Below are 22,297 nucleotides of genomic sequence, written 5' to 3' on the forward strand. Positions count from 1 at the left end.
ATGCAATCTCCTGATTAATCGAACATGCGGTATTCGCCATCAATATACGATGGATACTGCCCGCTAGGCGGTTTGGGGAAAGGGCTGCAACGGGCAAGTCCCTTGGATACGGCATCATCGAATAGAGCGATGCCGGACGATCGTTTGATTTGAACGCGGTTAGGGGTGCCATCGGCATTCAGGTCCACGCGGTACTGCAAAGTAGGGTTGCCGCGTACTTCGGAGCGCGCAGGGGTGCTGTAAACCACGCCAGGTTGCACGCAAGCGCGCACCTTGGCGGCATAGCCACCGTCACCACCGCCGCCGCCAGCCTGGTTGCGGTCTGCGGTACCACCGGGGCGGCCAGGAGCACCTTCGCGCATGGCGCGACGGAACGCTTCTTCCTTGGCCTTGCGCTCGGCGTCCGCCTTGGCTTTGGCGGCAGCAGCAGCGCGAGCCTTACGTTCAGCATCCGCTTTGGCTTTGGCCTCGGCGTCTGCCTTGGCCTTGGCTTCTGCCTCGGCTTTGGCTTTGCGTTCGGCATCAGCACGGGCTTTGGCGTCGGCCTCTGCTTTGGCCTTGCGTTCGGCTTCCGCCTTGGCTTTAGCTTCTGCTTCGGCCTTGTCCTTGCGTTCCTGTTCCTGCTTTTCCTTCTGTTCACGTTCACGTCGTTCAGCGGCTAGCTTGTCCTGACGCTGTTTTTCCTGACGCTCTTGTTCCAGCTTTTCTTCACGTTCTTTTTGCTCGCGTTCTTTGCGAGCTTGCTCCAAAGCGATCTCGGGATCGACTTCGGGTTCAGCAGGAGGTGTGACCTTTTCAGGTTCAGGAGGTGGCTTGGGTGCCGGAGGCGGTTCGGGTTCCGGTTCAGGCTTGGGTTCTGGCTCTGCAACTGGTTCAGGCTCAGGTTGTGGCTCTGGCTCGGCCTCGGGGGCTTCGGGATCCGCATTGACGGCCGCGTCGGGCGCGACACCGTCCATCCACAATTCGACCTGCACCGCATTGGGTGTTTTGGGCGCAGTAGAAAAAAGGGCTCCCGCCAAAATGGCGAGCAGCAACAGCCCGTGCAGACCCAGGGCGATGAGCAAGCCGCGCCGATCTTCCTTTTGCTCAGGCGAGCGCAGCGCCTGATTGCGGGTATTGCGTGTTCTGTGCTTCATTCAGTTCAGGTTTTTCGCGCCGGACGGCGAGCACGCTATCCGGCCAGAGGTTATTTGCCAGCGTCAGGGTCGCTATTGCGATCGACGATCAGACCCAGGCGGTTGATGCCATTGGAGCGCAGCTCATCCATCAAGCCCATGACGGTCTCGTAGGGAACCTTGCCGTCGGCGGCGATGACAACCGGACTGTCGGCCTGCATACGTGAGCGTACTTCATTGAGCAGTGTGGACTTCTCGATGTTCATGAACTCGGAGCCCGCATCGCGCAAGCGTATGGCCAGTTTGCCGTCCTTATCAACCTGGATTTCCACCGGCTTGGCAGGTACTTCGGAGGCTTGGCCTACCGAAGGCAGTTCGACCAAACCAGGGGTAATCATGGGAGCGGTGACCATGAAGATCACCAGCAGCACCAGCATCACGTCGATATACGGTACGACGTTGATTTCATTTTTCATGCGCCGGCCATGACGGCCGGTGCTTCCACGCATCGATGGCATCAGTTCACCTGCCGCTGCAAGATGTTCAGGAATTCGTCGATAAAGCTGTCAAAGCGGATCGAGATACGATCGAGCTCGTTGGTAAAGCGGTTATAGGCCACCACCGCAGGGATGGCGGCAAACAGACCAATAGCCGTGGCAATCAGGGCTTCGGCAATACCGGGAGCCACCGAGGCCAGGGTTGCCTGCTGCATGCCCGACAAACCGATAAAGGCGTGCATGATCCCCCAGACGGTACCCAGCAGCCCGATGTAGGGGCTGACCGAACCGGCAGAGGCCAGGAAGTTCAGATGTGTTTCCAGCGTATCCATTTCGCGTTGATAGCTGGCACGCATGGCACGACGTGGGCCGTCCAGCAGGGCAGGCCCCGAGCTTTGACTGCGACGGGCCTTGATGAATTCAGTCATGCCGGCTTCAAAAATACGGGCCAAGGCCCCGTGTTCAGCACGACGCGAGGAGATGGATTGCTGAAGCACGGCCAGATCGCCACCCGCCCAGAAGTCGTCCTCAAAACGGCGAGTCTGCTCCAGCGTGCGTTTAAGTGCAGCCCGTTTACTGAAGATATAGGCCCACGAGAGAATCGAGATTCCCAGCAGGATCAGCATGACAAGCTGAACGGGAATACTGGCATCGAGAAGTAGCGAAATCAGCGACAGGTCGCTAGTAGCTTGCATGGTCAGTCCTGAACCTTTTCCAAGAGGGTACGTAAATCAGAGTCCAGCTTGCTTGGACGAAGCGTGTTGGCGTCAACGCAAACAATTTGGATGGTGCTTTGGCATAACAGTTCCCCACCTCGCAGGGCACCTTGTTCAAAATGGATGGTAGCCGACCCCAGTTGGGTAATCCGGCTGCGTACCGAGATCAAATCATCGAGCCGGGCAGGTTTGAGATATTGTATTTCAACCTTCTTGACTACGAACAGGCGTTGATTCTGCTCGGCTACATCGGATTGGTTTACGCCCAGGTTCCTGAGCCATTCTGTGCGCGCACGCTCAAAGAATTTCAGGTAGTTGGCGTAATATACGATCCCCCCAGCGTCGGTGTCCTCGTAATATACGCGAATATCAAGCCGAGCCTGGGTGTCCCACTTGTCAGTAAGCATGTCGTTCGTAAAAGAGTTTATGTTGACGGGCAGGGCATGGCCTACGGCCAGCCCTGCTTGGAGTCTTTACAGCGAGGCCAGACGCTCCACGCTGACCTGAGCAATCTGCTCGACCGGGACGTTGGTGCTGCTGGCATCACGGCGTGCCTGCATTTCAACGACGCCCTCTTTCAAGCCGCGCTCACCGATCGTAATGCGTAGCGGCACGCCAATCAGTTCCCAGTCGGCAAACATGATGCCGGGGCGGGCGTCGCGGTCGTCCAAAATGACATCCACGCCTTGTTCTTTGAGCTGCGTGTACAGATCCGTCGCAGTCTGACGTACCGCATCGCTCTTGGTAAAGCCGATCGGGCAGATTACCACTTCAAACGGGGCCAGGGCGCGAGGCCAGATCATGCCACGCTCGTCGTGGTTTTGTTCGATGGCTGCGGCCGCAATACGGCTGACGCCAATGCCATAACAACCCATTTGCATGACAGCCGGTTTACCATCAGTTTCCAAAAAGGTGGCGTTCAGCTTCTTGGAGTAGACATCGCCCAGGAAGAACACGTGGCCCACTTCAATGCCGCGCTGGATGGCCAGCTTGCCGCCCTCAGGAGCGGGGTCGCCGTGAACCACGTTGCGCAGGTCTGCCTTGATGGGTTCGGGCAGGTCGCGACCCCAGTTCACGCCGGTGTAGTGAAAGCCCTCTTCGTTGGCGCCACAGACAAAGTCGCTCATGTTGGCAACGGTCAGGTCGGCAATGACTTGCACTGCTTGACGTGTGCCGATCGGGCCCAGATAGCCGGGCTTGCAGCCAAAGACGGCCACAATTTCTTCTTCGGTTGCCAGACGGTGACCTTTTTCAAAGCCGGCCAGTTTGGAAACCTTGATGTCGTTGACCTCATGGTCGCCGCGAATCAGCAGCAGGTACACAGTCGTCTTGGTTTGCCCATCTTCTTCAACATCGGTAGCCACCACCACGGATTTGACCGTGGCAGTCAGGTCCAGTCCTAGTTGTTGAGCGACCAGTTCGCATTTTGGGGCCTCTGGTGTGGCGGTCTTGACCAGCGCTTGGCCAGGAGCGGCGCGCTCAGCCAGAAGGCAAGGGGCGGGAGCCAGTTCGATATTGGCAGCGTAGTCGGTGTCAGGGTTGTAGACCAGCAAGTCTTCGCCGGTATCGGCAATAACCTGAAACTCATGGCTGCGCGAACCGCCAATGGAGCCGGTATCAGCCGCCACGGCACGGAAGTCCAGACCTAGACGAGCAAAGATACGCATATACGCGTCGTACATATTGTCGTAACTGGCCTGGGCGTCTTCGGCGTTGCGGTCAAAGGAGTAGGCGTCCTTCATGGTGAATTCGCGGCCGCGCATCAAGCCAAAACGGGGACGACGCTCGTCACGGAACTTGGTTTGAATATGGTAGAAGTTAATCGGCAATTGGCGCCAGCTGTGGATTTCGTTGCGGGCGATGTCCGTGATGACTTCCTCAGAGGTGGGCTGCAGCACGAAGTCGCGTTGGTGGCGGTCCTTGATTCGTAGCAGCTCGTCGCCATATTTTTCCCAACGGCCAGACTCTACCCAGAGTTCGGCGGGCTGGACTACTGGCATCAGCAACTCAATGGCGCCGGAGCGGTCCATTTCCTGACGAATGATGTTTTCAATCTTGCGCAGCACGCGCAGGCCCATAGGCATATAAGTGTAGATACCGCCGGCGGCTTTGCGTATCATGCCGGCGCGCGTCATGAGCTGGTGGCTGGCAACTTCGGCCTCGGTAGGCGCTTCTTTCAGGGTATTAATGTGATACTGGCTAGCATGCATGGTAGGGAACTCGTCAGGTACGTATAATCAGATTTAATTGTATTGAATTCGTTAGAGGTGGCCTATGTTAGATCGTGAAGGCTACCGTCCTAATGTCGGAATTATTCTCGTTAATCGCAAAAACGAGGTTTTTTGGGGCAAGCGTATTCGGGAACATGCCTGGCAGTTCCCGCAAGGCGGTATCAAATACGGCGAAACACCCGTACAGGCGATGTACCGCGAACTGCACGAAGAAGTGGGCTTGCTGCCAGAGCATATCCGTATATTAGGCCGGACGCGAGATTGGCTTCGCTACAACGTGCCCAATCATTTTGTACGTCGGGAGGCGCGTGGCCATTACAAGGGCCAGAAACAAATCTGGTTCCTGTTGCGACTGGTAGGGCGAGACAGCGATGTCTGCCTGCGCTCTTCCTCGACGCCGGAGTTTGATGCATGGCGTTGGAGTCAATATTGGGTGCCACTTGATTCAGTGATTGAGTTCAAGCGGGAAGTCTATCAGCAAGCGCTAAACGAGCTGTCGGATATTTTATTCCGGCGGCGCCAGGAAAATCGTTATTTACGTCAGCGCCCCCCAAGCGCAATTGATGCCGATACCGTAGACAGCAGGGATCATGCGCATATTATTGGTTGAAGACGAGTTGGAAATGGCCGCGTGGCTGGAGCGGGCTTTGGCGCAAAGTGGTTTTTTGCCCGATCCCGCTCATGATGCCCGAACGGCAGAAGTGTTGTTGACGGCCCATGAATATGATGCGGTTGTGATGGATTTGCGCCTGCCCGATAAACACGGGCTGGTGCTTTTGCGTGAGATGCGCGAACGCGGTGATCACACTCCCGTGCTGATTCTGACCGCTCAAGGCGCCTTGCAAGACCGTGTTCGTGGTCTGAATCTGGGCGCCGACGATTTCCTGACCAAGCCCTTTGCCTTGGAGGAACTGGAGGCTCGTCTGGCTGCTTTGGTGCGGCGCAGTCGTGGCCGTGTGGCGCCTGTAGTCAGCTGCGGCTCGCTGGAATACAACCCCGAAAGCCGGGCTTTCATGCTGGACAATGCCATTGTGCATTTGACTCCGCGTGAACATGCGGCTTTGTTGGTGCTGATCAGTCGTTCTGGTATGCCGGTTGAAAAGTCCCAGCTTTTTGCCCGCGTGTTCGAGCACGATAGCGATGCCAGCCCCGATGCCATCGAGGTTGTTTTACACCGCTTGCGCAAGAAACTGGCCAATAGCGATGTGCATATCGTGACGGTACGAGGTTTGGGCTACATGCTGGAAGTGCTTGAGGCGGAATCCGGCGTTTCATGACAGCACCTTCTCCACCCCCCGCCAATGCCTGGCAAGGCAGTTTGCGCTTTTGGCTGCTGGTCCTGCTGATCCCGGGGGTGGTCGCCTTGCTGTTGTATGACAGTTGGGAAGATTACCGGGCCATGAACTCCGTCACGGAAAATGTGTACGACAGCGCTTTGCTGGAACCGGCCAAAGTGCTTGAGACCAGTGTGGAGTTCAATACCGATGGCAGTTTACGCATTGATCCGCCCTTTTATGCCCAGGTCATGCTGGAGTCCAGACCAGGCAATCGCAAGTATTTTCGGGTCGAAGAAGTCACCCCTTTGGTCCGTAACCTGGGTGGTGCCGATGCCAATCAATTAAAAGGGCGCACCTTACTGGGGATGGAAGGGCTACCGCGTCCCGCCAATCTGGCCGACCATGAAGGCGTGCCGGTTTTCTACGATTCCTATTTCCGCAATGATACCGTGCGTATGGTGGCTTTGTGGCGCGACCTGCATTACAAAGGCCAGCACAGGCAGGTTTTGGTGATGGTGGGCGAAAGCCTGGATTTGCGTTTACGCACTCAACAGGAAGCCTGGCGCGAAGGCATTTTCCGCAATTTGCGTATGTTGTTGCTGGCTGTGCTGCTGGTGTGGTTCGCCGTGGCCTGGGCCTTGCGTCCTTTGCAGGCTTTGCGTCAGGAAGTGCGCAACCGAAGCGTGGATGACTTGCAGCCCCTGGACGAGCGCGATGTGCCGCGTGAGGTGGTCCCCTTGGTTCGTTCGGTCAATCATCACATAGAGCTATACCGTTCCGTGCTGGATAGGCAGGCACAATTTTTGGCCGACGCCTCGCATCAATTACGTACCCCCTTGGCGATTATTCATACTCAGGCTCAGTACGCTCGCCGCGAGCCGGATATTGAACGTGTCCGGGAGTCCTTGGGGGCGATTATCAAGCAGTTGGGGCAGGCGACCCGCCTGACCGAGCAGTTATTGGCTTTGGCCCATGCCAGCCATAGCACTACCATGAGCCAGGGCCAGGTCGATCTGGCCAGTTTGGGGCGCGAGGTAGTGCTGCAATATCTGCCCTTGGCGCGCGAACATCGCCAGGATCTGGGCTGGATCGGGCCGGGCGAAGAAGGGGAGCAAGCGCCCTTGTGGGTCTACGCCAGCGATGCCGAGATCCATGAGTCGGTCTCCAACCTGATTCACAACGCCATCAATCATGCCGGTAGCGGCAGTGCAATAACGGTTTCTGCCGGACACGACGACAAGCAGGCCTGGATCAGTGTGACGGACAATGGCATGGGCTTGGCTGCCAGTTTGCGTGAAAGCGTATTTGTGCGCTTTGACCGGGGCGGCCCGGCACGCAAGGGCGGACGTGGTTCGGGTTCTGGCTTGGGTCTGGCCATTGCGCTGGCTTACGCCGAGCGCAATGGCGGCACGATTGTGCTCACTGATGGCGAGCCTAACGATATGGGCGGCTACGGCTTGAAGGCGACGCTACGCTTGCCCTTGTTGCAGCCCGAAGCGCCTCAATCAGATAATTCCTGAATCAAGCCTTGTCGTTTGGGCGGGCCAACAGATTGAACAGGGTAGAGACATCCCAATCCGAGTGGCCCTGTTCGGCAATTTTCGCAAACTGTGCCTGAATCAAGCGGGTTGCCGGCAACTGAGCCCCAGTGCGTTGGGCCTCTTGCTGCACCAGATCCAGGTCTTTCAGCATCCAGTTCACGGTGAAACCGGGTTGAAAGTCTCTAGCCAGCATCGTGGGGCCTTTGGTTTCCATTTGCCAGCTGCGGGCTGCGCCCTTGGTCAGGACAGACAGAGCTTGTTCCATATCCAGTCCGGCTCGCTCACCAAAAGCCATGGCTTCGGCCAGACCTTGCAAAAGACCGACGACGGCAATCTGGTTCACCATCTTGCATAGCTGCCCAGATCCCAGTGGCCCCATCAAGGTGCAAGCCTGGGCGTAGCTCATCATCAGGGGGCGGGCGCGTTCCATATCCTGCGCATGCCCACCACACATAATGCTGAGCATGCCTTTCTGGGCTCCGGCTTGCCCGCCGGAAATCGGGGCATCGACAAAGGCGACCTGCTTGCTGGCGGCCAGTGCCCCCAGTTCCCGGGCAACGTTGGCGGAGGCGGTGGTATGGTCGATAAACAGGCTGCCGGCTTTCATACCTGCCAGCGCACCGTCTGGCCCCTGAAAAATGGCGCGCAAATCATCATCATTTCCCACACAGGCCATCACAATGTCGGCTTGTGCCGCTGCCTGGGCCGGGGTGGCCGCCCAGGCCTGTTTGAATTGTGCGCTCCATTGCTCCGCTTTGGCCTGATTGCGGTTGTACACCGTCACCTGATGGCCGGCCTGAGCCAGATGACCCGCCATCGGATATCCCATCACTCCCAGACCAATGAACGCCACTTTTTGCGGGCGGCCAGATTCATACTGTTTGGGCTGAATGGATGGGTTCATGGCACGGGGCTCCTTAAGAATAATCATGTTCAGACGTAGAGCTTAGCGCAGCTTTTCCAACTTGATCGCCGCCTGAGGGAATAAGCGGCAAGGTGTTTGAGGCTTGACGGCATCAGGCCCCTCATGTTCTAAACCAAACATAGATCTGTAATAAATGGAATTTTCCTGTCCGGATCATGATGGGCACACATGATTTCCTGGCTAATTAACTGGAACTTGAATCCTATGAACTCTTTCGATCGTCGTCGTTTCTTGAAGCTGGCAGGTGCCACTGGATTGGCGTCTATGGGGACCTCTTTGCCGTGGGCGGCGTGGGCGGCAGATGCCGCGGTACTGGAAAAAGCGAAGGCTCAAGGCCAGGCTGTGTTTTACGCCAATATCACGGCTGTAGAGCCCATCATGAAGGCCTTGCAGCAAGCGCAAGGCATTGAAGGTAAATACACTCGTATTTCCAGCTCCAAGTTCATCCCCACCATCCTGACCGAGTTCAACGCCGGCAAGTTGATGGCGGATGTGGTCCAGGCTCCTCTGCCGATGTTGCAAATGCTTAAAGAGCAGGGCGTGTTGGTTCCTCATCAGTCTGAAGCCGTACAGGGCTACCCGCAGTGGGCTATTCAAGACGATTCGATTATTCAGTTTGGCATCGAATATGTGTCTTATATCTATAATACGGACCACCTCAAAGCCGAGGACGCGCCGCAACGTTACGAAGATCTGGCCGATCCCAAGTGGAAAGACAAGATCGTGATGGCTAACCCGGCTAATCACCCGTCCACCATTGGTTGGCTGATTGGTTTGAAGGAAAAAGTCTTTAGTAGCGAAGAGCAGTGGCTGGACTTCCTGAAAGGGCTGGCTGCCAACAAACCCATGTTTGTAGCGTCGTTTGGCCCAACCCCCGCTCCTATTGAAAGTGGCGAGAAGCTGATTGCCATTTCCATGCCCAAGTACATCGTGACCAAGTCGCCTGCGCCATTGGCCTGGGGCCCCATGTCGGGTCAGCCTTTGCTGGGCTCGCCGCGTGCTATTGCTCTGACTAAGAATGCGCCGCATCCGGATGCTGCCCGCGTTTTTCTGGATTATTGGCTGGGCAATGAAGCCATGGGTATTTTGGCCAATAAGGTGGGCGAATATGTTCTGGCCCCCGGGATTCATCCTCCGGTCGCTGGCATTGATAAAGCCAAGGTCGAGCCTATCCGGGACCTGAGCGATGCAGAACTGATTCGTTGGAGTCGTGAATTCAGCCGTATCTTTGCTGTGCGTTAATCACGCGACGGCAAGAGCTGGTTCAACAAGAACGGGGCGCCTTGGCGCCTCGCCTTATTTTTATTGAAAACATTAACTCATTATGCAAATTGAAATTACCGGCCTGAGCAAGACCTATGTCTCAGAGGACAAAACCTTCAAGGCCTTGGACAATATCAACCTGACGATTCCCGCGAATGAGTTTTTCACCCTGTTAGGGCCCAGTGGCTGCGGCAAAACCACACTGCTGCGGTGCATTGTTGGTCTGGAAACCCCAGACGAGGGTGAAATCCGCATTGGGGACGAGATCGTCTGGTCCAGCGCCAAGAATATTGCTGTTCCGGTAGAAAAGCGCGGTCTGGGTATGGTGTTTCAGACCTACGCCATCTGGCCGCACATGACGGTGTTCGACAATATCGCTTACCCGCTGCAAGTACGTGGCGAGCGCAAAGAGGTGATTCGTGAAAAAGTCGCGAACATTTTGAAGTTTGTGCAACTGGAAGGGGTGGATCAGCGTTCCGCAACGCGTCTGTCCGGTGGCCAGCAACAGCGTGTGGCGCTGGCACGAGCTCTGGTGGCCGAGCCCAAGGTCATCCTGTTTGACGAGCCGCTCAGCAACCTGGATGCCAAGCTGCGTGAAGAAACGCGTAAAGAACTGCGCGAGTTCTTGAGCCGTCTGGACATTACCGCTGTGTACGTGACGCATGATCGTGTCGAGGCGCTGGCCTTGTCCAACTCCATCGCTGTTATGCGTGGCGGCAAAATTCTGGAAATTGGCTCACCAGAAAAAATTTACTTTGATGCCGACCACCGCTTTGTGGCGGACTTTATTGGTCGTGCCAACCAGATCAGCGCCAAGGTGCTGGAGCAGCGTGTGGATTCCACCCTTGTGGAATGCGAACTGGGTCAGTTGCACTGCAAGAAGCGAGATCTGCCCGTGGGCACGGAGGTCACGTTGTGCATTCGTCCCGAGTTTATTCGCGTCAGTAGTCAGTCCAGTGAAGTGGGCCAGAATCTGTTCCATGGGCAGGTTCAGGCCTTGGAATTCGTGGGCGAGTCCTACGAGGCCGAGGTCACAGTGGGTAAAGAGCAGCTCCTGGTGTGTATCGATCCTGATGTGAAGGTAAAGCAGGGTGATACCGTGCGCTTTAACCTGCATCCTGCGCATTGCATGCTCTTGTCGGCATAAGGGCGGAACATCATGAATCAAACACGCAGACCACTTAGCTGGTCGCTTATTCTGATTGTTGGCTTTCTGACGCTATGCCCGGTCCTGATGTTGCTGCTGGGCAGTTTTTCGCAGGGCCTGACGGCTTTTGGTTCTTTCACCACGGCCAAGTATGTAGCCGCCTACACCGATCCCTTTTTGCTGGAAGTCACCTTCAATACGGTGGTTTTCGTGCTGGGCTCGTCCCTGTTCTCTACCGCGCTGGCCGTTTTCCTGGCTTACCTGAATACGCGTACCAACATGCCCATGAAGGGTGTGTTTACGGTGCTGTCCATCGTCCCCATGATGATTCCGCACTTGTTGTTCTCGGTTAGCTGGGCACTGCTGTTGAATCCGTCCAATGGCCTGATCAATATGTTCTTGCAGGACACCTTGGGTCTGCAGGATGCACCACTGAATATTTATTCGCTCTGGGGCATGATTCTGGTCGAGGGCTTGTTGAACATGCCTGTGGCCTATCTGATCATCGCGCCTGCCATGGCCTCGTTTGACGTGTCCATGGAAGAGTCCTCGCGTGTATTCGGGGGCGGTCTGTGGCGCACCTTGACGCGGGTCACCCTGCCGATTCTGCGCCCAGCCATCATGGCGGCTTTCATTTTGGCGATTGTGCGGGCGCTGGCCTCTTATGCGGTGCCACGTGTTCTGGGTACGCCGGGTCGTGTGGATGTGCTGGCCACGTATCTGTTCGAGATGATCTCAACCGGCTTCGCGCCAGACTATGGAAAAGCGGCAGCGCTGGGCATGAGTGTGCTATCGGCCTCCATTGCCCTGATCGTGCTGTATCGCTACATGACGAAAGAAAGCAGCAAGTATGTGACCATCTCCAGCCGTGGTTTCAAACCGACGCAACTGGAACTGCGTCGCGCGAAAATCCCGCTGTTCATCATCGTGGGCATTATCAGCTTGCTGATGGTAGTGTTGCCTGTCGCTGTGCTGCTCTACACCTCCATGATTCCGTACTCCATGGTGCCTAGCGCTCGCGCCTTCTCTTTGATGAGCTGGGCGAACTGGATTGATGTCATTCAAGACCCAATCTCCAAAGTGGCCATGACAAATAGTCTGTTCCTGGCTGTGTTCGGGGCCAGTCTGGGTGTGCTGTTGTCGCTGTTTGTGGCCTATGTGGTGGTTAAGTTACGAACGCGAGCGGCGGCGCTGCTCGATACCTTGAGCTTTCTGTCCTTCTCCTTTCCGGGGATTGTGATCGGTATCGGTTTTATGTGGTTCTTTGTGCAAACGCCTTTGTATGCAACCTTGACCGCCTTGCTGCTGGCTTATATCGCAGCCTATCTGCCTTACGGGATCCGACCTTTATCGGCGGCTTTTGTGCAGGTACATGCTCACCTGGAGGAATCCTCGGCCGTTGCCGGGGCCAGCTCCTGGACAACCATGCGTCGCATCATTATTCCTTTGCTGATTCCCGGTGTGGTGTCAGCCTGGATTTTGATGGCCACCATGTTCATTCGTGAGTTGACGGTATCCGTGGTGCTGTCCCGTCCTGGCACAGAAGTGCTGGCGGTACAGGTGTTGAGCTATGCCGAAGATGGTTTGTGGGGCAAGCTCTCGGCCTTGGGGATCATCATGATTCTGATCTCTACTGTGCTGGTGCTGCTGGCCATGTATATCGGTAACTTCTACAAGCGCCGTCAAGGCACGATGTAAGTTGGCTGATCTCAATGGCCTGAATTCCGCAAGGGGTTCAGGCCATTGTTGTTTTTGCTAGGAACAGACCGTATCTTGTTGCCTGGCTGGCTGTTCGCTTGTTCATGCGCATAATGGGCTGCTTGATTTTGTTTGCTCATTAATAGAAAGCGATGACGCCTAAATGCAAAGTATTGGTCGTCGGTGATAGCGTGATGGGGGCGTCGGTCGCCTGGCATTTGACTCAAGCGGGTGCCCGCTGTGACCTTGATCGATCAAGGTCCGCGCAGTACGCCTAGTGCAAGCGCTGCTTCGTTTGGATGGTTTGCTTGCCGCCGTAGCCCACTCCGGCGACATTCTGGCTCCCTTGTTAGGAAGGTTGTGTACGCAGGCGGTTCTGGCTGCTTGATGTTTGTTCTTGGAAGTGGCTCCGTTTAGCCCAGCAAGGATTGAGCTGTCTTGAAACCAGGCAGCAAAACCAGTCGATAAAAAAAAGGCCTGATTTCGTGGAGAGATGAAATCAGGCCTTCTTGCTGTTGCGCCAGTTTGAATGCCCCCTTTCAGGGGCATTCAAACCAGAGGACTGGCTGTGCCTTAGTCCTCTTCCACGAAAGTTTCGTCGCGTTTTTTCTTGACAGAGGGCAGGGCCACAATCACCACCAGGATGGCGGCTAGAACCAGCAATGACAAGGACAGCGGACGAGTGACAAAGGTGGTGTAGTCACCACGGGACAGGAGCAGGGCACGACGGAAATTCTCTTCCATCATGGGACCCAATACCAGACCCAGCAACAAGGGAGCGCCTTCACAACGCAGTTTGGACCATACGTAGCCGACAAAACCAAAAGCGGCGGTGACCAGAATGTCAAACACGTTGTAGTTCAGCGAGTACACCCCGACCGTACAAAAGACCAGGATGGCAGGAAATAGCAGGCGGTACGGTACTTTGAGCAGCTTCACCCACAGACCAACCAATGGCAGGTTCAGAATGACCAGCATCAGGTTACCGATCCACATGGAAGCGATCAGGCCCCAGAACAGTTCAGGGTGGCTGGTCATCACCTGCGGGCCGGGCTGAATGTTGTGGATGGTCATGGCACCAATCATCAGAGCCGTCACGGCGTTACCGGGGATACCCAGTGTCAGCAGCGGGATGAAAGAGGTTTGAGCGGCGGCGTTGTTGGCCGACTCGGGACCGGCCAGACCGGCAGGGTGGCCTTTGCCAAAGCGCTCCGGATTTCTGGAGATTTTCTTCTCCAACGTGTAGGAGGCAAAGGAGGACAGAACCGCGCCACCACCGGGCAGAATGCCCAGGCACGAACCCATTGCAGTCCCACGGATGACGGCCGGCCAGCACTCTTTGAACTCTTGTTTGTTGGGGTACAGGCTGCCGACCTTGCCTGTGATTTCGACACGCTGGTCGCCCAGCTCCAGGTTGTTCATGATTTCCGAGAAACCAAATACACCCATGGCCACCACGGCAAAGTCGATACCATCTTGCAGCTCGGGAATACCAAAGTCGTAACGCGCTACACCGGAGTTCACGTCGGTACCGACCATGCCCAGCAGCAGACCCAACAGGATCATGCAGATGGCCTTGGGCAGAGAGCCAGAGGCCAGCACCACCGCGCCCACCAGGCCTAACACCATTAAGGAGAAATACTCGGCAGGTCCGAACTTGAAGGCCACCTCAGCCAAAGGCGGTGCGAAGGCCGCCAGCAAAATGGTTGCAACACAACCGGCAAAGAACGAACCCAGGGCAGCAATCGCCAAAGCGGCACCGGCCCGGCCATTACGGGCCATCTGGTGTCCGTCCAGCACGGTCACCACCGCCGAGGTTTCGCCCGGCAGGGCAACCAGAATGGCGGTTGTGGACCCGCCATACTGCGCGCCGTAGTAAATACCGGCCAGCATGATCAGGCCAGCCACTGGGGGCAGTACATAGGTGATGGGCAACAGCATGGCGATAGTTGGCACAGGGCCAATGCCAGGTAACACGCCAATCAAGGTGCCCAGTATGCAACCGAGCAGAGCGTAGGCCAGGTTCTCCGGTGTGACTGCGACCGAAAAACCCAGCATCAGGTTGTCAAATAATTCCATATCCGTTCACCCCCCAATCAGGCCAGAAAACTTGGCCACAAGGGAAATACCAACCCTAGGCCCTTGATGAATGCCAGCCAGACAAACAGCACCAGAAATACAGCTGCGCCCAGCGCGATCGGCCAGCTAAACTCATGGCTGGCAAAGCTGCTGATCACAACAAGCAGGAAGATAGAGGCATATACCCCTAATGAGTTAAGCGTCAGCCCGCACAAGACAACCGCGCCGATGATAACGAAGACGACTTTCCAGTTAAACTTCTCTATCTCAGTGCTTTCTGCTTTGGCAGACAATGAGTTCAAGGTGACAACCGCCCCTAGCAAGCTCAGGCATACACCAAGCCAGAAGGGGAAGTAGCCGGGTCCCATACGGGCGGCTGTTCCCATCGAGTAGCTGGTAGCCCCGAGCGAGAAAGCGGCGCCCACGACCACGAACATGATCCCGGACCAGAAGTCCTGTTTATTTTTAATTTGCATAAGGTGGATTCTCCTTGTCTGCCTTGCGCATTGGTTTTCCTTTTTCCTGTGTCAGCTTGTTTATGGTGGAGCGGGTTCCACACTCTGCATGTGCCGACTGCTTTAAACAGAGGTGACGCATGGTAATGGAGCGTTTGAAGACTGAAAACCCTGACTTGACCCTAGTTTTTAAGGGTTTTCCCGGTAAATCCAGAAAATTAGGGTTTTTTGGGAGCGTGTTCGCAGGTGGATGACATGCTTTGAAAGAAGTTTGAAAGGTAATGGAAAGATGGGTGAAAGGTTATCATTAGTATGAAATTCCTCTACCCAGTAACGCTAGCAATGGTTTACGATAAGGCCCATGTTGCAAGATCTCGACTTTCTCGCTGACCGTATCGGTCAACTGGTAGAGCAATCTCGTCAGCTCAACGCTGAACGCGCTCAATTATTAGCTCGTCTGAAAACTCAAGATGCCGAGCTGGACGCCTTGCGCCAGCAAAATCGGCGTCAACAGGACGAGTTTGAGTCCCTGTCCACCGGTGTTGCTTCGCATCAGCGTCAGTTGGATGTGGTGCAGCAACAAGCACAAGCGGATCAGGCTGAACTGAAAAAACTGCTTGAGCAGGAACAGGCCCAGGTGGTCGCCTTGCGTCGTGAGCTAGACAGTGCTCGTGCAGGAATGGGCGTATTGCGTGATGTGGCAGGGCAGGCTCGTGACCAGATCGGTTCGATCCTCATGCGTTTACCCGGTGCCGTACAGGAGTAAGTCATGGAACGAGTTGATATTTCCCTACTGGGCCGCGATTATTCCCTGGCATGTCCTCCATCTGAAAAAGCCCGCTTGTTGGAAGCGGTCAAACTGGTAGACCAGCGTATGCAGGCTATCAAGGGTTCGGGGCGCGTTTCTGGCAACGAACGTATCGCCGTTATGGCTGCTATTCAGATCGCCAGCGAGTTTTTATCGGCTAAAGCACCTGATGGTCCACTGGCTAATGTTGCTTTTGGCGATTTCAAGCGTAAAATTGAAGACATGCACGCGATGATGGATGATGTTATTGAGCCTTCGGGCACATCGCGCTAAACCAAATTTGAAAGCAGCTCCTTGTTGTCCCTTGCGGGCTGCTTCATCCCAGTAAGTCCCTGCCGTGTTCGTGACACGACCATACATTCCTTGAACCAATGCTTTTGGCATACAGGTTGTTGGATTAGCCAGTAGGAGCGATCGTCCTCGTCGACGAACCCGAAGCTGGCTTGATGACAGCCGATCTTGGACCTTCGGTTCCAGGATGCCGGTCTTGACGGCAATGGTGGGGCACCTACAAAAAAGCCCGTCCAGATCTGGACGGGCTTTTTCCTTTTCTGCTGCTTTGTTTATTTCTGACTACCAGGCGTAACGCCACGCTTGCTGGCATAAACAAACAGAGCCAGCCCAGCCACAATCATGGGCAAGGACAACCACTGTCCCATTGACAAGCCAGCACTGAGCAGACCCAGGTAGCTGTCAGGTTCGCGGGTGTACTCCACCATGAAGCGGAAAAAACCGTAGCCGATCAGGAACAGGGCGCTAGCCTGGCCCACGGCGCGTGGGCGGCGCGTAAACCACCACAGCAAGATGAACAGGGCAATGCCCTCCAGGGCCATCTCATACAACTGCGAAGGGTGGCGAGGGTTTGCATCCATCTGCGGGAACACCATTGCCCACGGCACATCGCTAGGACGACCCCACAGTTCTCCGTTGATAAAGTTACCCAAGCGGCCTACCGCCAGCCCCAGTGGGATCAAGGGGGCCAGGAAATCACTGATTTCCAGAAAACGGCGTTGGCGGTTACGAGCAAACAGTGCAATCGTCACCAGCACCCCGATCAGACCGCCATGAAAGGACATGCCACCTTGCCAGACATACAGAATCTCCAGCGGATGCGACAGGTAGTAGGAGGGTTGATATAACAGGGTAAAGCCCAGACGTCCGCCCACTACTACGCCCAGAACACAGTAAAAGATCAGGTCTTCCAGGTCTTTGCGGGTCAGCAAGGCATAGCCCGCGCGGATACGCGCCATGCCAGCCAGCCAAACCAGGCCAAAGCCCACTAAATACATCAAGCCATACCAATGAATGGCAAGGGGTCCAAGTTGTATGGCGATGGGATCAAACTGCGGGTGAATTAACATGCGTGCCCATTACAGAGATGAATATCAGATAATAGCGTGACTACGAGCCCAGACCAGGACTGGGTAAATTGTAAGGGAAGGATCGTGCTGCATTCAGTGTCTTGGCCCGCCGTTTACCATTAGTAGTTTTTTGTGGATTGATGATCTTTAATCCAATGACAAAGGCTGATACGGTAGCGTTGATGGATATCGTGCTCAACAAGATAGTCGGGGGAACGGGGGTGCTATTCCCATACCCACCCAAAACCGGCTCAGCGCCTTATAAGCGCAAGCGATTGCAGCCTGGTTGCTGGGTCTAGCCAATTCGTCAACAAAGGAGAACTCATGAAGGAAACAGCCATATTGGGTGGCGGATGCTTTTGGTGCACTGAAGGGGTGTTCAAGGCCCTGCGAGGTGTGCAGTCGGTGGTGCCCGGATACTGTGGCGGCCATGTGGAAAATCCCACCTATGAACAGGTTTGTGGCAAGCAGACCGGCCATATTGAAGTGGTCAAAGTGGAGTTTGACCCTTCAGTCATTTCCTATCGGGATTTGCTGGAGGTATTTTTCCTGACCCACGACCCTACCACGCCGGATCGTCAGGGCGCTGACCAGGGGCCGCAGTATGCCTCGGCTATTTTTTGCCAAAACGAAGAACAGCGCCGTCAGGCTTTCGAAGTCATCGAAGAAATCAAATCGCAGTTTGATGCGCCTATCGTGACGCATGTGCTCGACAGCTCCACGTTCTGGGAAGCCGAGGACTATCACCACGATTATTTTGCCTTGAACCCCGAGCAGGCCTATTGCCAGATGGTGATTGCGCCCAAGCTCAAGAAGTTCTACCAGCGTTTTCAGGATCTGCTGGTCAAAAGCTAAGCATCCTGAGGGTGCGAAGCAGAAGCAAGGTAGCGTCTGTACAGGGCGCTACCTGGTAATGTCAGGCGGGCCATCAGGCCAATAATGAGCAAGGTCAAGACAAGCCGGCCAACCAGGGCCACCCAGATGTTGGCACCCAGAGCCAGAATAAGAATGGTGTCTTCAATCAGGGAGTGACTTAACGACAGCCAGGACAAGGCCAGCAAGCGCGTTCTGGGACTGTAGTTTTGCTGACGGGACTCGTCAATAATCAAGGCGCCGCCATAGCTCAAGCCCAGCAATACGCCAATGGTGGTTGTGGGGGCGACTCGTTCTTCCAGTCCTGAAAAACGTAGCAAGGGAAGCAGAAGTCGGGTTAGCAAACGGGTGAAGCCGATTTTCTCCAGGGCTGACAGGGTTAACAGCAGGCCAAGAATAATCAGCCAGGTCATGAACAGTGAACTGGCCGTTCCCCATAACCAATCTATCCAGCCTTGCCAACCGCCTTGTGTCGCATTGGACTGCCCGTAAAGCCAGGCCAGCGAAACAGGTTCCTGCAACAGCCCGGCGCTGTTCAAACCCCAGGCTAGCAGGCTGCCGTAGAGCAGGGCGCAGACTACTCGTAGCGTGGCCGTAAACCAGAAACTGGCCCCGGCCCGACGCACAATTGCTTGTTCCATGGGGAGGCTGTGAGCAAACAGCATCATGGTGCCCAGAACGCTGATCTGGGCCACGTTGAAACTCAAGCTGTCGCCCAACGCAGCCATCGATCCTATGCCTGCGTAAATACCGGCCAGGGCAGTGGTAGCCCATACAATACCGGCTTCAGGCGGCAAGCCGACCAGCGCCATGACGGGGCCGATCAGTGTGCCTACTTGTTCGATCAAGCCCAACTGCGCCGCAATACGCACCGCAATCATGATGGGAACCATGATGCGTGCAACGGTATAAAACATGCGCAGGCTGCGGCTAAGTGTGGTGCGAAGAAAGTTCAGCATGACAGCAGAAGGTTGAGAAGTCTGACTGATGCTAGCATGGCCCAGTGCTTGCTTTGTCGTGCCCTGGCGCTTGCGTGGGGTGGGCGATGTGGGCTGTCGGTTTGCCGCTACAAGCGGATGTGTGTTCCCTCATTCAACAGAAAACCCCTGACGGTGAAACCTGGTGCAGCCAAGTGAGGCTGCCTGGTTTTCTCCCATCAGGGGCGTTGCAGACTGAGTAGGCCCTAGCTATCGACCCGAGCAGTGACCGCCACTGGCGGCTTGTCCGCTACCCCAGGCAATGGGAGCGGGTTCGGGACGGTAGGGGTAGTCCTGCAGGCTGTCCATGACAACTAACAAGACAACGACCAGCCAGAAGGTAGTGGTGATAAGGCGGAAAGTAGTTTTGCTCATGGTGGTGCGACTCAAGGATTAACGCGACGACGAATGCGCACGCCTATGATGGACCCGGCAAAGGCCAGTGCAAACCAGACCCAGCCATGTATGCTGGCCGAGGCGATGCCTCCCAGGAATGCGCCCACATTACATCCGAAGGCCATACGGGCACTGTAGCCCATGACCAAACCGGCAATCGCGCCTACCCACAAGGTACGGGCATTGGGCGATTTGAAATTGGCAGGATGGTTCCAGCGCGAAGCGGCCATTGCGCCCAGAATCAAACCAAAGTTGGTGACGGAGGTAACGTCAGCCAGAACAGGCTCTGCCAGACGTTGAGCATGGGGAGCCACGCCCCAGAATGCGTCGCCAACGGGTGTCCAGCCCAGAGCCGAGAATACTTTTGCACCCCACAGGCCAATACCGTAGACGATGCCCCAAGGTTGGCCAGCAACAATCATGTGAATGGCGTACAGCACGGCCAGCAGCAAGGCGCCCATCCACCAGCGCATTTCCCATTTGGCGGGTGCGCTGTTGTGTTCTTTTTGATGGCGGCGTGCGCCCCGGCCGACGAACCAGGATACCGCTGCGCAGCCTAGGACGGTAATCAGCAAGGCGGTAGGCCAGCCCAGGGATACAGTCAGGTCGATAGCGGGCAAACCACCCAAGGCAATCCAGCCGGGTTGGTGCGATGCGCCCAGAAAACTGCCGATGGCAAAGGTGGGCAGCACGGCAAAGGAAATCGGTGCGCCAGCGCCTGCTTTATAAAGTGTGCCGGAGCCGCAACCGTCAGCCAGTTGCATAGCGGCACCAAACAGGAAGGCACCCAGCACCAGGCTGATGGTCAGTGGGGCAATGGCACCGACCAACTCGCCGCCGCTGTCAGCGATCAGCGGCAGGGTGAAGGCAGCAGCCAATACCAACAGGAGCATTTGTGCCCAGATACCCTGAGGGTCGCGACGCTCGATATAGTTGCGCCAGCCGGTCGTGAAACCGAAACGGGCTCCTTGCAGCACGGCGCCAAAGCCAATCCCTAATAAGGCAAGCAAGCCTTGGCGCAGTCCACCTACCAGAGCGACCCCGACAATGAGGGCCAGGCTGGCCAGGATAAAGCCCAGTCTAGTCAGATAAAGCATGATCGATTTCTTTAGTTAACGGCGCGCTTGGCATCGAGTTTCAGAACCTCGAAGCGGGAGGGCTGGTTGTCCATGGGCAAGCTGCTGCGGCTCCATTCCACGACGGATTCGGGGTAAAGCTTCACGTTTGGGTTACCTGCCAGTTCGGACAATACAAACCAGTTCGTAGCAGCCCAGTGACCGGTATTGCAGAACGAAACGGTGGGTTTGTTATCCAGACCTTGTTCTTTGACGATCTTGACGAGCTCACCGGTGTCTTTCAAGACAGGTTTGTCGCTGCGAAAGAAGCTGTTGAAGTCCAGTTCACGTGCACCGGGCAAGGTGCCGTAGCGGGCGGCGGCGTCAACGCGCTTTTCGCCTTTGAAGAATTCAGTTGGGCGCGCGTCCAGCAAAATGGGGGCTTGGCCATTCTTGATGTAGTCCGCGACTTCTTGCGTGCTGACTACCATGTCTTTGTTGTAGTGGTAGCTAAATTCGGTAGGGGTGACAGTGGGAGTGTCTTTGCTCAGGGGCTTGCCTTCTGCTTCCCAGGCTTGCAAGCCGCCATCAAGAACGGATAACTGAGTCAGACCACCCGCTTTCAATGTCCAATATACGCGCGCAGCGGCGCCAAAGTCTGTGGGGTTGGCGCCTGCGTAGGTGACGACAACGTAGCTGTCTTTGGAAATACCGGCTTTGCTGAACAAGGCGGACAGGTCGGCTTCGGAGCGCAAGGCACCTGCGTTATCTGCTGGGCCGCGATAGGCGCCATAAGGGGTGTGAACGGCACCAGGCACGTGGCCCGCTGCATATTCTTTGTCTGTGCGGATATCTAGAACGCGCAGATTGTTTTGATCCAGTTTGGTGGCCAGGTCGGCAGCCGAGATCAAGGCGGCTGGTTTGGCTGCCGTTTCGGGTGTGCTTGGCTCTGCGCTGGCAGTCGGTGCCAGAACCGTGCTGAATGCAAATGCCAGGGAGATGAGGATAGGTTTGATCATTATTACTCTCTTGAGTAAGCAGGGTCCTGCTTAGAGGTTTAAGTGCATAAGGAATGGTAATGAACACGGGAACAGAAAATAACAATGAATTGGGGATTAGCTTATTGCTTGTGGGTGTAAGAGGGTGTCTCTATATATAGAGGAGAGAGGAGGAAGGCTTTGCTTGCCGCTCTGCGTTAGGTGGGCTTGTGTCTCTGTGGTTGTGTCTATCTCTCAGGCAAGTGTGTTTTTGCTTTCTATATAACAAGAGCGTATCTGTAGAGAGGCGGTTGTATAGGTGAGAGAAGGCAGAGCTGTCTTTACAAGAGAGGATGGGATGATGTGTTTGGTGCTCTCATGGATGCAGACTTAGAGACTTAGAGACTTAGAGACTTAGAGACTTAGAGACTTAGAGACTTAGAGACTTAGAGACTTAGAGACTTAGAGACCCAAAGGTTCAGAGGCTCAAAGGTTCAGAGGCTCAAAGGTTCTAAGATTCGACGTATCAAAGGCAAAGAGACTGAGACTCGGAGGGATAGTGAAGGGCATAGAGGTATAGAGGTATAGAGGTATAGAGGTATAGAGGTATAGAGGTATAGAGGTATAGAGGTATAGAGGTATAGAGGTATAGAGGTATAGAGGGGGAGAGGATTGGTTTACCTCTTGGAGAGGCCCGTCTCCTATCTATATATAGAGAGTAGAGTCGCAGTGATGAAAGGCCTGGCTATATAGAGGGTGGCGTTCGTTGTTCCAGCCGCTCTCCCCCTCAGTCACAATAGATGTCCGCTCGTTTTTCGTTAATATTTGAGGGAGCGATCGGAGTGAAGAAGTGCCCAGCTACAGCGCAGAATTCAAAGAACAGACAGTCAGGAAATTGATGCCGCC

At 55.4% G+C, this 22,297-nt stretch carries 22 protein-coding genes and 1 other RNA gene; 10 read left to right on the top strand and 13 right to left on the bottom strand.

Annotated features, from left to right (window positions below; all coding sequences use genetic code 11):
* Nucleotides 1-14: 14 nt before the first annotated feature.
* The 5 genes from tolA to AB7E06_RS18575 all read right to left on the bottom strand — a co-directional run bounded on the left by tolA (nt 15) and on the right by AB7E06_RS18575 (nt 4,538).
* Nucleotides 15-1,136: a cell envelope integrity protein TolA gene (tolA, locus tag AB7E06_RS18555; RefSeq protein WP_094197553.1), complete on the bottom strand. Its 1,122-nt coding sequence runs from the start codon at nt 1,134-1,136 to the stop codon at nt 15-17.
* 50 nt (nt 1,137-1,186) lie between these two features.
* The gene (gene tolR, locus AB7E06_RS18560; RefSeq protein WP_108728650.1) at nt 1,187-1,633 is read right to left on the bottom strand and encodes a protein TolR; all 447 of its coding nucleotides are present in this window, start codon (nt 1,631-1,633) and stop codon (nt 1,187-1,189) included.
* Nucleotides 1,633-2,307, bottom strand: a complete 675-nt coding sequence (gene tolQ, locus AB7E06_RS18565; protein WP_009454887.1) for a protein TolQ — start codon at nt 2,305-2,307, stop codon at nt 1,633-1,635. The genes tolR and tolQ overlap by 1 nt, the downstream gene beginning before the upstream one ends.
* Nucleotides 2,308-2,309: 2 nt before the next feature.
* Nucleotides 2,310-2,735: a tol-pal system-associated acyl-CoA thioesterase gene (gene ybgC / locus AB7E06_RS18570; protein WP_094197551.1), complete on the bottom strand. Its 426-nt coding sequence runs from the start codon at nt 2,733-2,735 to the stop codon at nt 2,310-2,312.
* Nucleotides 2,736-2,801: 66 nt separating this feature from the next.
* Entirely contained in the window at nt 2,802-4,538 is a 1,737-nt protein-coding gene (locus tag AB7E06_RS18575) for a proline--tRNA ligase (RefSeq protein ID WP_108728651.1), read from the bottom strand.
* Nucleotides 4,539-4,602: 64 nt separating this feature from the next.
* Between AB7E06_RS18575 and AB7E06_RS18580 the strand changes: the two genes are divergently transcribed.
* Genes AB7E06_RS18580 through AB7E06_RS18590 form a run of 3 tightly spaced genes read left to right on the top strand, consistent with a single transcriptional unit; the run spans nt 4,603 to nt 7,356 of the window.
* Entirely contained in the window at nt 4,603-5,169 is a 567-nt protein-coding gene (locus AB7E06_RS18580) for an RNA pyrophosphohydrolase (RefSeq protein WP_094197549.1), read from the top strand.
* Nucleotides 5,150-5,836: a response regulator gene (locus tag AB7E06_RS18585; RefSeq protein ID WP_094197548.1), complete on the top strand. Its 687-nt coding sequence runs from the start codon at nt 5,150-5,152 to the stop codon at nt 5,834-5,836. Before AB7E06_RS18580 ends, AB7E06_RS18585 begins: the two co-directional genes overlap by 20 nt.
* Nucleotides 5,833-7,356 carry a sensor histidine kinase gene (locus AB7E06_RS18590; protein ID WP_094197547.1) on the top strand — a complete coding sequence of 508 codons (1,524 nt, stop codon included), beginning with the start codon at nt 5,833-5,835 and terminating at the stop codon, nt 7,354-7,356. Before AB7E06_RS18585 ends, AB7E06_RS18590 begins: the two co-directional genes overlap by 4 nt.
* A 1-nt stretch (nt 7,357) precedes the next feature.
* On the opposite strand, the gene AB7E06_RS18595 is transcribed toward AB7E06_RS18590, so the two are convergent.
* Entirely contained in the window at nt 7,358-8,281 is a 924-nt protein-coding gene (locus tag AB7E06_RS18595; protein WP_230019197.1) for an NAD(P)-dependent oxidoreductase, read from the bottom strand.
* A gap of 225 nt (nt 8,282-8,506) precedes the next feature.
* Between AB7E06_RS18595 and AB7E06_RS18600 the strand changes: the two genes are divergently transcribed.
* The 3 genes from AB7E06_RS18600 to AB7E06_RS18610 all read left to right on the top strand — a co-directional run bounded on the left by AB7E06_RS18600 (nt 8,507) and on the right by AB7E06_RS18610 (nt 12,410).
* Nucleotides 8,507-9,544: an ABC transporter substrate-binding protein gene (locus AB7E06_RS18600; protein WP_108728807.1), complete on the top strand. Its 1,038-nt coding sequence runs from the start codon at nt 8,507-8,509 to the stop codon at nt 9,542-9,544.
* 82 nt (nt 9,545-9,626) lie between these two features.
* Nucleotides 9,627-10,712 carry an ABC transporter ATP-binding protein gene (locus AB7E06_RS18605; protein WP_094197546.1) on the top strand — a complete coding sequence of 362 codons (1,086 nt, stop codon included), beginning with the start codon at nt 9,627-9,629 and terminating at the stop codon, nt 10,710-10,712.
* Between the two features lie 12 nt (nt 10,713-10,724).
* Nucleotides 10,725-12,410 carry an ABC transporter permease gene (locus AB7E06_RS18610; protein ID WP_108728653.1) on the top strand — a complete coding sequence of 562 codons (1,686 nt, stop codon included), beginning with the start codon at nt 10,725-10,727 and terminating at the stop codon, nt 12,408-12,410.
* Nucleotides 12,411-12,983: 573 nt separating this feature from the next.
* Here AB7E06_RS18610 and AB7E06_RS18615 read toward each other — a convergent pair.
* Together AB7E06_RS18615 and AB7E06_RS18620 are read right to left on the bottom strand one after the other, a co-directional pair.
* Nucleotides 12,984-14,489, bottom strand: coding sequence for a tripartite tricarboxylate transporter permease (locus AB7E06_RS18615; RefSeq protein WP_094197544.1), 1,506 nt, complete (start codon nt 14,487-14,489; stop codon nt 12,984-12,986).
* Nucleotides 14,490-14,506: 17 nt separating this feature from the next.
* Nucleotides 14,507-14,965 (bottom strand): tripartite tricarboxylate transporter TctB family protein, encoded by a 459-nt coding sequence (locus tag AB7E06_RS18620; RefSeq protein ID WP_094197543.1) that lies wholly within the window; start codon nt 14,963-14,965, stop codon nt 14,507-14,509.
* Nucleotides 14,966-15,305: 340 nt separating this feature from the next.
* On the opposite strand from AB7E06_RS18620, the gene AB7E06_RS18625 reads away from it, so the two are divergent.
* From AB7E06_RS18625 to ssrS, 3 genes are all read left to right on the top strand, one after another.
* Entirely contained in the window at nt 15,306-15,710 is a 405-nt protein-coding gene (locus AB7E06_RS18625; RefSeq protein ID WP_035273300.1) for a hypothetical protein, read from the top strand.
* Nucleotides 15,711-15,713: 3 nt separating this feature from the next.
* Nucleotides 15,714-16,025 (top strand): cell division protein ZapA, encoded by a 312-nt coding sequence (locus tag AB7E06_RS18630; protein WP_094197542.1) that lies wholly within the window; start codon nt 15,714-15,716, stop codon nt 16,023-16,025.
* A 53-nt stretch (nt 16,026-16,078) separates the two neighbouring features.
* Nucleotides 16,079-16,262, top strand: a non-coding RNA gene (ssrS, locus tag AB7E06_RS18635) — 6S RNA.
* Nucleotides 16,263-16,315: 53 nt separating this feature from the next.
* Here ssrS and lgt read toward each other — a convergent pair.
* Nucleotides 16,316-17,113, bottom strand: a complete 798-nt coding sequence (gene lgt / locus AB7E06_RS18640; protein WP_094197541.1) for a prolipoprotein diacylglyceryl transferase — start codon at nt 17,111-17,113, stop codon at nt 16,316-16,318.
* Nucleotides 17,114-17,437: 324 nt separating this feature from the next.
* Here lgt and msrA point away from each other — a divergent pair, with 324 nt between their 5' ends.
* Nucleotides 17,438-17,968, top strand: a complete 531-nt coding sequence (msrA, locus tag AB7E06_RS18645) for a peptide-methionine (S)-S-oxide reductase MsrA (protein WP_042489352.1) — start codon at nt 17,438-17,440, stop codon at nt 17,966-17,968.
* On the opposite strand, the gene AB7E06_RS18650 is transcribed toward msrA, so the two are convergent.
* The 4 genes from AB7E06_RS18650 to AB7E06_RS18665 form a co-directional block, all read right to left on the bottom strand.
* Entirely contained in the window at nt 17,965-18,945 is a 981-nt protein-coding gene (locus AB7E06_RS18650; RefSeq protein WP_427958037.1) for a hypothetical protein, read from the bottom strand. The genes msrA and AB7E06_RS18650 overlap by 4 nt on opposite strands.
* Nucleotides 18,946-19,173: 228 nt before the next feature.
* Nucleotides 19,174-19,338, bottom strand: coding sequence for a hypothetical protein (locus AB7E06_RS18655; protein WP_162988183.1), 165 nt, complete (start codon nt 19,336-19,338; stop codon nt 19,174-19,176).
* A gap of 11 nt (nt 19,339-19,349) precedes the next feature.
* A complete protein-coding gene (locus AB7E06_RS18660) occupies nt 19,350-20,456 on the bottom strand; it encodes a YeeE/YedE family protein (protein WP_094197539.1) in 1,107 nt (368 codons plus the stop codon).
* Nucleotides 20,457-20,467: 11 nt separating this feature from the next.
* On the bottom strand, nt 20,468-21,433 hold the full coding sequence (locus AB7E06_RS18665) for a sulfurtransferase (protein WP_094197538.1): 966 nt from the start codon (nt 21,431-21,433) through the stop codon (nt 20,468-20,470).
* Nucleotides 21,434-22,297: the final 864 nt, after the last annotated feature.

This window comes from Alcaligenes sp., assembly GCF_050255915.1.
Lineage (GTDB): Bacteria > Pseudomonadota > Gammaproteobacteria > Burkholderiales > Burkholderiaceae_B > Alcaligenes > Alcaligenes aquatilis.

Bases quoted from the DNA above. Each gene is read 5' to 3' on its own strand.
- tolA (WP_094197553.1), bottom strand. From the start codon at position 1,136: ATGAAGCACAGAACACGCAATACCCGCAATCAGGCGCTGCGCTCGCCT.
- tolR (WP_108728650.1), bottom strand. From the start codon at position 1,633: ATGCCATCGATGCGTGGAAGCACCGGCCGTCATGGCCGGCGCATGAAA.
- tolQ (WP_009454887.1), bottom strand. From the start codon at position 2,307: ATGCAAGCTACTAGCGACCTGTCGCTGATTTCGCTACTTCTCGATGCC.
- ybgC (WP_094197551.1), bottom strand. From the start codon at position 2,735: ATGCTTACTGACAAGTGGGACACCCAGGCTCGGCTTGATATTCGCGTA.
- AB7E06_RS18575 (WP_108728651.1), bottom strand. From the start codon at position 4,538: ATGCATGCTAGCCAGTATCACATTAATACCCTGAAAGAAGCGCCTACC.
- AB7E06_RS18580 (WP_094197549.1), top strand. From the start codon at position 4,603: ATGTTAGATCGTGAAGGCTACCGTCCTAATGTCGGAATTATTCTCGTT.
- AB7E06_RS18585 (WP_094197548.1), top strand. From the start codon at position 5,150: ATGCGCATATTATTGGTTGAAGACGAGTTGGAAATGGCCGCGTGGCTG.
- AB7E06_RS18590 (WP_094197547.1), top strand. From the start codon at position 5,833: ATGACAGCACCTTCTCCACCCCCCGCCAATGCCTGGCAAGGCAGTTTG.
- AB7E06_RS18595 (WP_230019197.1), bottom strand. From the start codon at position 8,281: ATGAACCCATCCATTCAGCCCAAACAGTATGAATCTGGCCGCCCGCAA.
- AB7E06_RS18600 (WP_108728807.1), top strand. From the start codon at position 8,507: ATGAACTCTTTCGATCGTCGTCGTTTCTTGAAGCTGGCAGGTGCCACT.
- AB7E06_RS18605 (WP_094197546.1), top strand. From the start codon at position 9,627: ATGCAAATTGAAATTACCGGCCTGAGCAAGACCTATGTCTCAGAGGAC.
- AB7E06_RS18610 (WP_108728653.1), top strand. From the start codon at position 10,725: ATGAATCAAACACGCAGACCACTTAGCTGGTCGCTTATTCTGATTGTT.
- AB7E06_RS18615 (WP_094197544.1), bottom strand. From the start codon at position 14,489: ATGGAATTATTTGACAACCTGATGCTGGGTTTTTCGGTCGCAGTCACA.
- AB7E06_RS18620 (WP_094197543.1), bottom strand. From the start codon at position 14,965: ATGCAAATTAAAAATAAACAGGACTTCTGGTCCGGGATCATGTTCGTG.
- AB7E06_RS18625 (WP_035273300.1), top strand. From the start codon at position 15,306: ATGTTGCAAGATCTCGACTTTCTCGCTGACCGTATCGGTCAACTGGTA.
- AB7E06_RS18630 (WP_094197542.1), top strand. From the start codon at position 15,714: ATGGAACGAGTTGATATTTCCCTACTGGGCCGCGATTATTCCCTGGCA.
- lgt (WP_094197541.1), bottom strand. From the start codon at position 17,113: ATGTTAATTCACCCGCAGTTTGATCCCATCGCCATACAACTTGGACCC.
- msrA (WP_042489352.1), top strand. From the start codon at position 17,438: ATGAAGGAAACAGCCATATTGGGTGGCGGATGCTTTTGGTGCACTGAA.
- AB7E06_RS18650 (WP_427958037.1), bottom strand. From the start codon at position 18,945: ATGCTGAACTTTCTTCGCACCACACTTAGCCGCAGCCTGCGCATGTTT.
- AB7E06_RS18655 (WP_162988183.1), bottom strand. From the start codon at position 19,338: ATGAGCAAAACTACTTTCCGCCTTATCACCACTACCTTCTGGCTGGTC.
- AB7E06_RS18660 (WP_094197539.1), bottom strand. From the start codon at position 20,456: ATGCTTTATCTGACTAGACTGGGCTTTATCCTGGCCAGCCTGGCCCTC.
- AB7E06_RS18665 (WP_094197538.1), bottom strand. From the start codon at position 21,433: ATGATCAAACCTATCCTCATCTCCCTGGCATTTGCATTCAGCACGGTT.